This window comes from Pantoea sp. C1E2 (assembly GCF_056491465.1).
This window is the reverse complement of the sequence record NZ_JBSZHT010000004.1, coordinates 795,689-807,725: the sequence shown is the minus strand read 5'-3', so window position 1 is coordinate 807,725 and position 12,037 is coordinate 795,689. Positions and strand designations below refer to the sequence as shown.

Genomic DNA, 12,037 nt, shown 5'->3' with positions numbered 1-12,037 from the left:
ATTACGGCTTCAAAATACAGATAAGCGTTAACTTCATCTCTTCCCGCCCTACGACGCTCACATCCTCAATTGAATCAACCTGAATAAGCAGCTCGTCTTGGATCATGATCCGCGCTACGCTTTTGGTCCATGAAGACCTGCACTACGCTTAATGAGCAAAAAGCCTGTGTTGCAACGCTGGATAAAAAATGTCGTGCTCCGTGGAGAATCATCAGTAAGGCAGCGTCAGTGATTTCAGCGATGACCAACTGGCCAGCAGCCCGATGTCGTGTCTTGCTGCATACCGCCGGTGCCATTGTGCGGTTGGTGATGAATACGGGCGGGTTTTCATCAATTCAAATCCTTGTGGACAGACAGGAGATTGAATATGCGATACCTGATCATACCTGCCATCACTACGCTGTTAGTCCTGGTGATTGTGTTTCTGGTTCAAACCCAGTGGGGACCCACGCCATGGTGACTCGACGCATTAGGGCGGGCAAGTAAAAATGAGTAGTCAGTACTCTGCATGAACTGGATTCAAAGCTGGTTCATGCTTTTTTCTGCATCTCTTATCGAAATTACTGTCACTCTGGTTTTATCCGTTTGGATTAAACACCTGGAAAACCCTCTCTTCACCTTCCTGAACGGAAATATCCCTGAACGTAGTCGTGTGCATCTCGATCCACCTGTTAGCGGCACGTAACGAATAACCCCAGTTAAGGCGATCCAGCTCTTTCACAAAGTCGAGTGTGCTAACGGTGTAGCGGCCAGCACAATCACGTTTTACTGCCAGCCTGAACGCGATCATAATTTCATAGTCACGGGGCATATCTGTGCCCTCCCAAATTCAACTGTTTATACATACAGTAATTGCAATCTCTGAGGTTGAGCAAGTTTGTTAAGGGCGTTTTATCAGAACTCATTGGCAGTAAAGCGTATTTAGTTTTACGGCTTCGCTTTCATATGCCCTCAAATATGACCAGGCTTGTTAAGCAACATTGGGTTGCCTGAATTCTTGAGGGGATGCTATGAAGAGCTTTTTAGGTGGGATGTTTATCATTGCAAGTCTGATGACGCTGGCAGGCTGTCAGGAACCCGGCCCTGCAGTAGGTCCGGATGGTCGACCTCATGCACCAAGCCAGCAATCCGTACCCGGAGGTCCACAGGGTCAGGGTCCCGTCGGTCAGCCACAGTCTTAAAAAAAGTCCGGCCTGTGTGCCGGGCTGTATCAACTAAGTAACGTTACCAACTGTTCATAATAATGAAATCCACTTTCCCCTCTGAATTATCTCCTCCATACACACTTTAAGTCGAATTACGTCATTTAAGTGAAAAACCTTTCGTTTAACTTATCCTGCGTCTCTCATAAAAGAGACTTTACTCAGCATCCGCATCTTCAATTTACGCCAGGATAAAAAAGGTCACTCAATCAAGGGTTGAATTTTTATCATATTAGTTAAAAAGAGGGTGAATGAGTCGCCGGGTTCTTAGAATCAGTTTGCATGGAGCGCGGGCGCAACTTTTTTCATTTCTATCATGCTTCGTGAGCAGTATAAGATATAGAAGCGAACAGTTGCAAAAAATAAAGATATAGTGAACCATGCTTAATAAACGAAGCGACAAATCATCACTTTTAAGGAGAAAACCTTTATTAATTTTTCACCTTTGCTTTTAAAATCCAAAGCCCGTTTAAAACTTCCCACTCACTCCTATTCAAGTTAATCCCTTGATTGAAAGCCCTTTGACTATAATTTATCGTTATCAGTAAGCGTCAGTACATAGCTCACGTTCCAAGTCGATTCAGGGCTCGATTCAGGTTTAACGTTCAGGAGTGAAACATGGCAGATTTCGACCTCCATAAATTTCTCATTAACGATCAGCCTTACACCTTCCTCTTTGAAGTCGTTATACGCGTACTCATTGCATATATCATCGTTTTCACCTTTTTGAAAATTTCAGGCAGGCGCGGTGTCCAGCAGCTCTCACTCTTCGAAGTTGTGGTGATCCTGACATTAGGATCAGCTTCAGGGGATGTAACTTTTTACGATGATGTCCCTGTTCTTCCCGTCATTTTGGTCTTTGTCATATTGTTAGTATTGTATCGACTAACCACCTGGGCAATGACCAAATCTTCGTGGTTCTCGACTCTGATTGAAGGAGAAGTGGTAACGCTGATCGCTGAGGGCAAGTACGTTTCTGAGAATCTGGACCGGCTGAACATTTCAGAAGATGAGTTTCTGATGGAGTTACGCCTTAAAGGGGCCGAACACCTTGGTCAGATACGGCTGGGGCTGGTAGAGGTCGATGGCCAGCTCAGCCTCTACTTTTATCCGGACGAAGAAGTGCGGGCCGGGTTATCTGTACTTCCTGAAGCACACCGTCATTGTTTCACCCAAATCCCTGAAACAGGTTTATATGCCTGTAACCGCTGCGGCACTACTCGAGAGATACCTGGATATGAAGAACCTAGATGTCCTGAATGCGGACGCAATACCTGGTCACTCGCATTGAGCAAAAAGCGGGTTTGAAGCACAGGTGCAGCATATTTTTCGATATCTCATAAAATTCTTACCCAGCGTCAAGCCAATCAGGATTAGATATTCAGGAAACTTTTTTTCTGCCGCTTTAACCTAAAGAGACTATTAATATTCCGTTGTGACTATTTTACCTGGACAGAAATTTACCTTCGCTCACTAAGTTTCACACCGCATGCCTGCCTTTATTCAGGTTAGCCTCTTCCCTATATCTCAATCACTTTTTAAGGCAAAAAAAACCCGCCGAAGCGGGTGTCATATGATAGTGACAACACCAGGGAAAATCGCTGTGACAACACCTACCATAGGTTTGGTTGACACATATAATATAGCTTAGCCCTTCTCATGAATATGATTTGTAAAACGCAGTAAATCTCTGATTTAGTGTAAATCATCACTAATACTCATAAGCTTAACTACTAATTTTGCAAGCTCCTCTATTATGCTTCAGCGGTATAATAAAGATTGCCCAAACAGCGTGTTGCCCCTGCTTTGGTGTCTCATGACGCGTTCTGAAAATACCTTTCCTGATGTCCCTGCCCCCCTTTTCTCAAATGAGCACTAAACTCATCTCCACCATAAAAATTTTATGCATGTACACCCAACTGACTCGACTCCGGCTATATAGCGGCTCTTCGTATGACTTTGACCGATAATGAGCGTTGATACTGTCAGGGGTTAAAATGCATGTATGCACTGAAGATGTACCTGATAAACTTTTTCAATCATGCGAGACGGCCATGGACGAAGAACTAATCAATGCGGCTACCATTCTGGGTGAGTTACTATCAGCAACATCACTGACAGTAACGACTGCCGAGTCATGTACTGCCGGTTGGGTCGGTTCGGCCCTGGCGGCGGTCAGTAACAGCACGCGATTCTACAACTGCGGCTTTATAACCTATACCGATGCGGCTAAGCAGCGCATTCTCAACGTCAGCCCGCATATCCTTGCAACTCACTCTGCAGTCAGTGAGGCTGCTGTCATCGAAATGGCGCGCGGCGTCAGATCACTTGCTGGTGACAATATCGGAATAGCTGTCACTGGCTATGCGGGACCGGACGGGGGCGATGACGGTACCCCAGCCGGGACCGTCTGGTTTGGCTGGTGTCTGGATGATGAAAGCGTATGCACATCGCAGAAATGGTTTACGGGGAACAGTGAAGAGGTGGTCAGGAAAGCGGCCTTGTATTGCATAACCGAACTCACACGCATTTTGAAGAATAGATAGGGGAACGCTGATCGCTCCCCTTTTAGATATTAAGCCTGTTTGGGTTGGCCATTAGACGCTGTCAGCCCACCGTCGACGGGCAGGTTCACCCCTGTGATATAACGCGCATCATCGCTGGCAATGAAGGCGATTGCACTGGCGATATCTTCAGCCTGGCCTGCCCGCTGGAGGGGAATGCGGTCATAAAACCTGTTTAACAGTTCCTGATCGTCTTTCATATCTTCGGTAAGATCGGTCAGCGTAAATCCCGGGCAGATGGCATTCACGCGTACACCGTCCGCACCATAATCCATCGCCAGCGCGCGCGTAAAATTGGTCACGCCGCCCTTGGCAGCGTTATAAACGCTCATTCCCCAGTCTCCACCCAGCCCTGAAACCGAGGACGTGTTCACCACATTCCCTTGAGTTTTGAGCAATGAGGGCATGAAGTAATGGACGCAATGAAATACCCCATCCAGATCAGCCCCCATCAGCTTTTTCCAGTCTTCAACGGTTACTTCATGTATTTTTCCCTGAACGACACTCCCCGCATTGTTCACCAGGACATCGACTCTGCCATAGGTTTGCTCGACCCGTTCCGCCAGCTGTTTGACCTGAACGGAATCGGACACGTCACAAGGCGCGATAAGATGCTCTCCCTTGGGAAGCGCATGAAGCGTAGTTTCGAGTTTTTCACGGGTTCTTCCGACCAGCACCACCGAAGCACCTTCACTGGCAAAACGCTTTGCTGAGGCCGCCCCTATTCCTGAACCCGCACCGGTGATCACGACAACTTTTTCTAAAAAACGTGACATCGTTATTCTCCTTTAGGCCTTTTTAATGAGTGATAAGCCTGGCAGCCATGAGGGGATGATCAAGCGAAGCAGGATCGCCAGGATGGGACATCAATAGAAGTGGATACCCGTGGGCATACCCGGTAAGCCCTTAACCTTTTGAACAAGGCAAAGGGCTTATCGAAAACTTAAAGAGCTGGGTTTAAGGTTTAAGAATGACTTTTGTCCAACCGGGCGCTCGGCTATCAAATTTTTTGTAGCCTTCAGGAGCCTCATCAAGGCTCAGACGGTGCGAGATAATCCGGCCAGGGCTGGCTTTATTATGATGAATAAGCCGTGCGAGCTGCCGGTTGTAGGCCTTCACGTTTGCCTGGCCAGTGCGGATGGACTGCCCCTTGAACCAGAAGCTGCCAAAATCAAACGGCATCTTACCCTCTTTTGCCAGGTCACTTTCCGCTTCAGGATCCTGGGGCACAAAGACACCCACTACGCCTATTCCGCCTGTGGCCTTGGTTGAGGCGACCAGACTATTCATAGTTGCACTGTTGTCTTCATGGCCGTGTTTATTGCAGCACTGGTAACCGACACATTCACAACCGCAGTCGGTTCCCCTACCGTCAGTCAGCTCAAGGATTTTCTGTACGGCTTCATCCCCGGCAGCATTAACCGGTATGGCCCCAAATTGCTCAGCAAGGGCCAGACGATCGCTGTGAGTATCAATGACAAAGACCTGAGAGGCACCTTTAATGATGGCTGAATGCGCGGCCATCAGCCCCACCGGCCCCGCCCCGTAGATGGCGACGCTCTCTCCCGGACGCAGCCCCGCCAGTTCGGTTGCATGCCAGCCGGTCGGGAAGATATCTGAAAGCATGACGTAATCTTCTTCTTTCTCCGCCGCATCCTCTGGCAGGACCAGGCAGTTAAAATCGGCAAAAGGAACCCGCAATAATTCCGCCTGACCACCGTCCCACGGCCCCATTTCAGCAAAACCATAAGCGGCGCCCGCACTTCCCGGGTTAGCTGTCAGACAAAATCCGGTCAGGCCTTTTTCACAGTTTTCACAAAAGCCACAGCCTACATTGAAAGGCATACACACGCGATCACCCACTTTGATTCGCTCCACTCCCTGGCCAACTTCAACGACCTCACCCATGTTTTCATGGCCAAAAATCCGTCCTTCTTCAAAGCTGGTACGTCCTTCATACATATGCAGATCCGAACCGCATATATTCGTGGTGGTTATCCGGATTAATGCATCCCCGGGACGCTCAATTTTTGCATCAGGAACATTTTTTACCGTTACGTTAAATGGGCCGTTGTAAATAATTGCTTTCATAATATCGCCTTAGCCATTATCTGAGTGGTTAAAAGTTAACAGAAGTATTTAATCGTTGCGCTTATATCTTTTATCTGTCAATTCTCCACAACAAATATGGCACATATTCCAGATTATGGTTTTAATGGTGCCGACGCGCTTGCATGAAGTTGATTGTGAATTACGATTAAAATGCTATATGCATATTTTCATCTAATCATCACGTTAACAGTTCATGAAGAGGAAATATTATGGCTCAACATAGAGGCGGTTCAGGAAACTTTGCAGAACACCCAAAAAGAGCATCTGAAGCTGGAAGAAAAGGCGGTCAGGCAAGCGGTGGTAATTTCAAAAATGATCGTGAGAGAGCTTCCGCAGCAGGTAAGAAAGGTAGTCAGAACAGACATCAAAGTTCGTGAGAAATCTTGTTATATCGTTAACAATCAAGGAAGCTATTTTTAATAATTACATTTCTAATCACCTACCATTAATTTTATTTTTTCTGCCCACTTACCTCAGACGGTAATTGCCAATCCGTCAAGAACTCGCTGGAGTTTACCCTATGAAAGTTAAAACACTTCTCGATTTATTTATCCATGACCTGTCCGATGTTTATAGTGCTGAAAAACAAATCACCCGCGCCCTCCCAAAAATGATCCGTGCAGCATCCGAGCCAAAACTTAAAGAGGCCTTTCAGCATCACCTTGAAGAAACGCAGGGTCAGATTGAACGTCTCGATCAACTTGTGGAATCACATGAGGAAGTGCGGATTGTGCGTATGAAATGTCACGCGCTTGAAGGTCTGGTTGAAGAAGCGCAGGAATTGATCGAAGCGACTGAAGCCGGTCCCGTCAGAGATGCAGGCCTCATTGGTGCCGCCCAGAAAGTGGAACATTACGAAATCGCGACATACGGCACGCTGATTGCACTGGCCATCAAGCTTCAGCTTGGAGAAGCCTCCACGCTTTTGAAAGAGACGCTGGATGAAGAAAAAAACACCGATCAGAAACTGACATCAATCGCTGAAAAACAGTGACACGGCCACCATCTGGAGAAACCTATGTCATCTACCTCTGCACATTCGCATTATCATGACTGGCTACGTGACGCGCATGCCATGGAAAAGCAGGCTGAAACGATGCTTGAACAAATGGCAAAACGACTTGAACATTATCCCCAGCTGCAATTGCGCATTGAGCAGCACATTGAAGAGACGCGTCAGCAGCAGACGCTTCTTGAAGGCATTCTGGACAGGCATGGAATAGCACACTCAAGCGTAAAAGATGCAATGGGAAAGATGGCTGCAATGGGACAGGCATTTGGCGGCATGTTTACGGATGACGAAGTTATCAAAGGTGCCATCGCCGGATATGTCTTTGAAAATGCCGAAGTGGGAAGCTACACCAGTCTGATTAGCGCGGCTAAGCGCGTCGGCGACACGGCAAGCGTCCCAATACTGAAGCAAATATGCGAGCAGGAACTGGCGATGTCTGACTGGCTGATCAGTCACTTGCCAGAGTTAACCGAACAGTTCCTGACGCTGAGTGAGGATCCCGATTCAAAGGCCAAACGCTGAAATCCCGGACGTAATAAATTCCATATCCCTAAAGTGAAGCGGGTAAATACATACCCGCTTTCATTTGGCCTAATACCTCCGTGTAAACTGCTTCATCCGCCCCAAACCCAGTCGCGCACTTCAGGCACATCCTCGCCATGCTCTCTTACATAACGATGGTGCTCAGCGATTCGCTCCTGCAGATCATCGAGGAGTTCCGGATGACGCTCAGCTAAGCCCGGCACATGCAAAATGGCAGCCTGTGCCAGATGATAGCGGTCTAGCTCATTCAGCACCGTCATATCGAATGGTGTGGTGGTTGTACCCTCTTCATTGAAGCCATGAACATGGAAGTTACCGTGATTGTTTCTCTGATAGGTCAGGCGATGCACCAGACTTGGATAACCATGGAAGGCAAAGATGACGGGTTTATCCGTGGTGAAAAGGGCGTCGAACTCTTCTTCGGCTTTGCCATGCGGATGCTGATCCTGTGTCTGCAACGCCAGTAAATCCACCACATTGACGACCCTGATAAGCAATTCCGGCAGATAGCCCTTCAGCAAATCGACTGCCGCCAGGGTTTCCATGGTAGGCACGTCTCCCGCACAGGCCATGACAACATCAGGTTCACCCTTACAGCTTGCCCAGTGTCATATGCCCATGCCTGCCTCACAGTGAGCAATGGCGCTTTCCATATCCAGCCATTGGGGTGAGGGTTGTTTGCCTGCAACGATGACATTGATCCGGTCCCATGTTCGCAGACAGTGATCCCCCACCCACAGCAGCGTATTGGCATCGGGCGGCAGGTAAATACGCACAATGTCGGCTTTCTTGTTCGCGACATGATCAATAAATCCCGGATCCTGATGGCTGTATCCATTGTGGTCCTGCCGCCAGACGTGGGACGACAGCAGATAGTTCAGCGAGGAGATGGGTTGTCGCCAGCCCAGCTTACGGGTGACTTTCAGCCATTTAGCGTGCTGGTTAAACATCGAATCGACGATATGAATAAAGGCTTCATAGCAGTTAAACAGCCCGTGGCGCCCTGTAAGCAGATAGCCCTCCAGCCAGCCCTGACACTGATGTTCACTGAGGATCTCCATGACACGTCCGTCCCGGGCCAGCTGTTCGTCGTAATCCTTGATGGGTTCCATCCAGGTACGGGAGGTGACGTCAAACACGGGTGATAGACGGTTGGATGCCGTTTCGTCCGGGCCAAACAGTCGGAAGTTATCAAGATTCTTTTGGAAGATTGCACTGAGGTAACGGCCAAACTGTTCGGTGGCCTGTCCCTGTGTGCTGCCGGGTTGACCCGTCTCCAGCGCAAAGTCGTGAATATCGGGCGTGATAAGTTCACGGCGCAACCTTCCCCCGTTGGCATAGGGCGTTGCACCCATACGCTTATTACCCTTCGGGGCCAGCGCGCGCAGTTCAGGGGCAAGGGTTCCACTCGGGTCAAAAAGTTCCTGCGGCTGATAGCTGCGCATCCACTGCTCAAGGATCTGCCGATGGCCGTCATCCTCACGACAAGCGGAAACTGGTACCTGATGGGCGCGCCAGAATCCCTCCACCTTTTTGCCATCCACCTCACGCGGGCCGGTCCATCCTTTCGGGCTTCGCAGAATAATCATGGGCCAGCGTGGCACAACATCAGTTGCATTACCGCTGCGCGCCTGCTGCTGGATATCAGCAATGATATCAAACGCCGTGTCCAGCGCGGTGGCCATTTGCTGGTGCATGGCAAGCGGCTCGTGACCGCTGGAAAAGAGCGGGGTATATCCATAGCCACTAAAAAGCTGCTGAAGATCTTCATGACTGCTGCGTCCCAGCAACGTTGGGTTTGCGATTTTATAACCGTTGAGATGCAGAATTGGCAGCACCGCACCATCTCGCTGAGCATTCAGAAATTTAATGCCGTGCCAGCTGGCAGCCAGTGGCCCCGTCTCCGCTTCACCGTCACCGATGACACAGGGCACCACCAGTTCAGGATTATCGAAGGCCGCGCCAAACGCATGCGACAGTGAATAGCCAAGTTCGCCCCCTTCATTAATCGAGCCCGGCGTTTCAGGGGCAGCGTGGCTCGGTATCCCGCCCGGGAAAGAAAACTGTTTAAACAGCCTCTGCATTCCCTCTTCATCTTCACTGACGTGAGGATAAATTTCGCTATAGTTCCCTTCCAGCCAGCTGTTAGCTACCATGCCAGGGCCGCCATGCCCGGGCCCGCAGACGTAAAGGAGATCACGGTCGCGCTGGCGAATAATGCGGTTGAGATGAGCATAGATAAAGTTCAGGCCCGGCGTGGTTCCCCAATGCCCCAGCAAACGAGGTTTGATATGTTCTGGCTTCAGGGGTTTTCGCAGAAGCGGATTTGCCATGAGATAGATTTGTCCCACAGAGAGGTAATTAGCCGCGCGCCAGTATCTGTCTATGAGAGCAAGTTCATTGGCCCCGGTGACTGTCGTCATACCTGTTCCTCCGATGTTGCGTTCGTCGTTGACTTGTGAAAATGCGGCCCCCAGGACCACCTTTCGTTACCTTTTTTTAGAAAACAGCTGGCTTGCCGTATCTTTGAGTATCTGAGAGGTTCCATGATCGCCTTTTGCCATCGATGACATAAAGGCTTTAGCCTGTTTAAAGGTGATATGTGGTGGGAGCGGAGCCACTTCCGGGTCAGTTTTGACCTCAAGCAATACGGGGCGATCTGCGCTTAGCGCACGTTGCCAGGCGCTGGCCAGCTGTTCGGGGTTGTCTACATAAATGCCCACCAGCCCCAGTGATTCAGCAAACTCAGCGTACTTCACATCAGGCAATTGCTGCGTGGCTTCGAAGCGGGGATTGCCCTCCATGACGCGCTGCTCCCAGGTCACCTGATTCAAATCCTGATTGTTGAATACGCAGACAATCAAACGGCTATCCGTCCACTGCTGCCAGTATTTCTGGATGGTAATCAGCTCTGCCATGTTGTTCATCTGCATGGCGCCATCACCTACCAGCGCGACAACCGGGCGTTCAGGGTGCGCAAATTTGGCCGCGATCGCATAAGGGACGGCAGCACCCATACAGGCAAGCCCGCCTGACAGCGTGGCCCGTTGTCCCTGCTTGACGCGATAATCGCGCGCAAACCAGTTTGCACAGGATCCGGAATCAGAAGTGACGATAGCGTTATCCGGCAGCTGCGGAGACATCTCCCACACCACCCGCTGGGGATTGACGGGATTGGCTGGTGCCAGCGCTCGCTCTTCCATCTGCTTCCACCAGTCCTGAACCTGCACCGCAATCTCTTCCTGCCAGCTGCGATCCTCTTTGTGATCCAGCAATGGCAGGAGTGCACGCAGGGTTTCAGCAGCATCGCCGTGAAGATTCACCTCACAGGGATAGCGTAAGCCGAGCATGGCCGGGTCGATATCGATTTGCACGGCACGTGTCTGCCCCTCTTTTGGCAGGAACTCCGTCCAGGGAAAACCGCTGCCAATCATCAGCAGCGTGTCGCAGTTCTGCATTAACTCCCAGGAAGGTTTAGTGCCCAGCAGGCCTATGGAGCCGGTCACAAAAGGGGCGTCATCGGGGAGCACATCTTTGCCCAGCAATGCTTTGGCAACGCCAGCTCCAAGTTGATTTGCCGCCTGGACGACTTCAACCGCCGCGCCGCGTGCGCCAGAGCCAATCAGGATTGCCACTTTACTCCCCGCATTGAGCACATCGGCGGCGCGCTGCAAATCGGCTTCATAGGGGATAATTTTGGGGCGATGATAGCCACTGCCTGAATGGGTAAACCCGTGCAGATGTGGCGGTGACTGCCACTCTTCATCCTGTATATCTTTTGGGATGATCAGCACGGCAACGCCGTTCTGCGCTTTGGCAATACGCACGCCACGATCGACGAGATGCCGCACCTGAGCAGGGGCGGCAGCTTCCTGTACAAAATTCGCCACATCCGCAAACACCCGATCGAGGTTCATTTCCTGCTGATAGCTTGCGCCTCTCGCCGTTACCTCTGCCTGCCCGGCAATGGCCAGTACAGGAGCATGATCCATTTTGGCATCATAAAGCCCGGTTAAAAGGTGGGTTGCCCCCGGCCCGCCCGTGGACAGGCAGACACCCAGCTCGCCGGTAAACTTAGCGTGACCGGCGGCCATAAAGGCCGCCATTTCCTCATGGCGCACCTGAATAAACTCAATGCCATCGCCCTTTTCATTTGCGCGCTGAATGGCACCCAGCACCCCATTGATTCCGTCCCCCGGGTAACCGTAAATGCGCGTCACGCCCCACTCTTTCAGGCGCTGGACAAAAAAATCACTGGTCTTGATGCTCATTGTGGTCTCTCCTTCGCTGATCACATAACCCCTAAGGATAGCCGTTGAGAAATTATGGCCTGCTCAGTAGCAGCCAGAAGAGGGTTAAATGAAAGTTTCCAGGTGCCGCAAACCGTTAAGCGTGCCGCAGATGAACTGCACTCATGTTTCTCTCATGCAGTACAAACAGAGCACTGCCCTGCCTGTAGAAAAATGCGTGAAAAAATATTGCCAGGCGTGAAGTGGGGTATAAAACGATCCCATCGTCACGCGGTTGAAGATATCCGGAACGAATCGACAATGAGACTGGTGGAGGAAGCAACATCCATCAGCATCCTGCTTGCTGAAAACATA

The 12,037-nt window shown here is 50.2% G+C and carries 10 protein-coding genes and 1 pseudogene; 6 read left to right on the top strand and 5 right to left on the bottom strand.

The features are described from left to right. Positions 1–577: 577 nt before the first annotated feature. On the bottom strand, positions 578–811 hold the full coding sequence (locus ACXI0A_RS25235) for a DNA polymerase V (protein ID WP_476146237.1): 234 nt from the start codon (positions 809–811) through the stop codon (positions 578–580). A 199-nt stretch (positions 812–1,010) separates the two neighbouring features. Between ACXI0A_RS25235 and ACXI0A_RS25230 the strand changes: the two genes are divergently transcribed. The 3 genes from ACXI0A_RS25230 (at position 1,011) to ACXI0A_RS25220 (ending at position 3,748) form a co-directional block, all read left to right on the top strand. After that, entirely contained in the window at positions 1,011–1,181 is a 171-nt protein-coding gene (locus ACXI0A_RS25230; protein ID WP_182057135.1) for a hypothetical protein, read from the top strand. A gap of 639 nt (positions 1,182–1,820) precedes the next feature. Next, on the top strand, positions 1,821–2,510 hold the full coding sequence (locus ACXI0A_RS25225) for a YetF domain-containing protein (RefSeq protein ID WP_476146239.1): 690 nt from the start codon (positions 1,821–1,823) through the stop codon (positions 2,508–2,510). A 746-nt stretch (positions 2,511–3,256) separates the two neighbouring features. Next, positions 3,257–3,748: a nicotinamide-nucleotide amidohydrolase family protein gene (locus ACXI0A_RS25220; RefSeq protein WP_476146241.1), complete on the top strand. Its 492-nt coding sequence runs from the start codon at positions 3,257–3,259 to the stop codon at positions 3,746–3,748. Between the two features lie 29 nt (positions 3,749–3,777). On the opposite strand, the gene budC is transcribed toward ACXI0A_RS25220, so the two are convergent. Next, positions 3,778–4,542 carry a meso-2,3-butanediol dehydrogenase gene (gene budC / locus ACXI0A_RS25215; RefSeq protein ID WP_476146243.1) on the bottom strand — a complete coding sequence of 255 codons (765 nt, stop codon included), beginning with the start codon at positions 4,540–4,542 and terminating at the stop codon, positions 3,778–3,780. 181 nt (positions 4,543–4,723) lie between these two features. After that, the gene (locus tag ACXI0A_RS25210; RefSeq protein ID WP_476146245.1) at positions 4,724–5,857 is read right to left on the bottom strand and encodes an alcohol dehydrogenase catalytic domain-containing protein; all 1,134 of its coding nucleotides are present in this window, start codon (positions 5,855–5,857) and stop codon (positions 4,724–4,726) included. Between the two features lie 230 nt (positions 5,858–6,087). On the opposite strand from ACXI0A_RS25210, the gene ACXI0A_RS25205 reads away from it, so the two are divergent. From ACXI0A_RS25205 to ACXI0A_RS25195, 3 genes are all read left to right on the top strand, one after another. Next, positions 6,088–6,255 (top strand): KGG domain-containing protein, encoded by a 168-nt coding sequence (locus tag ACXI0A_RS25205; RefSeq protein WP_476146247.1) that lies wholly within the window; start codon positions 6,088–6,090, stop codon positions 6,253–6,255. A 143-nt stretch (positions 6,256–6,398) separates the two neighbouring features. After that, positions 6,399–6,872 carry a YciE/YciF ferroxidase family protein gene (locus ACXI0A_RS25200; protein WP_182058583.1) on the top strand — a complete coding sequence of 158 codons (474 nt, stop codon included), beginning with the start codon at positions 6,399–6,401 and terminating at the stop codon, positions 6,870–6,872. A 24-nt stretch (positions 6,873–6,896) separates the two neighbouring features. Further along, complete coding sequence (locus ACXI0A_RS25195) at positions 6,897–7,412, top strand: DUF892 family protein (protein WP_476146249.1); 516 nt, start codon at positions 6,897–6,899, stop codon at positions 7,410–7,412. Between the two features lie 92 nt (positions 7,413–7,504). Here ACXI0A_RS25195 and ACXI0A_RS25190 read toward each other — a convergent pair. Beyond that, positions 7,505–9,856 (bottom strand): annotated as a pseudogene (locus ACXI0A_RS25190) (phosphoketolase family protein). Between the two features lie 66 nt (positions 9,857–9,922). Beyond that, on the bottom strand, positions 9,923–11,704 hold the full coding sequence (locus ACXI0A_RS25185) for a thiamine pyrophosphate-requiring protein (RefSeq protein WP_476146251.1): 1,782 nt from the start codon (positions 11,702–11,704) through the stop codon (positions 9,923–9,925). Between the last annotated feature and the right edge of the window lie 333 nt (positions 11,705–12,037).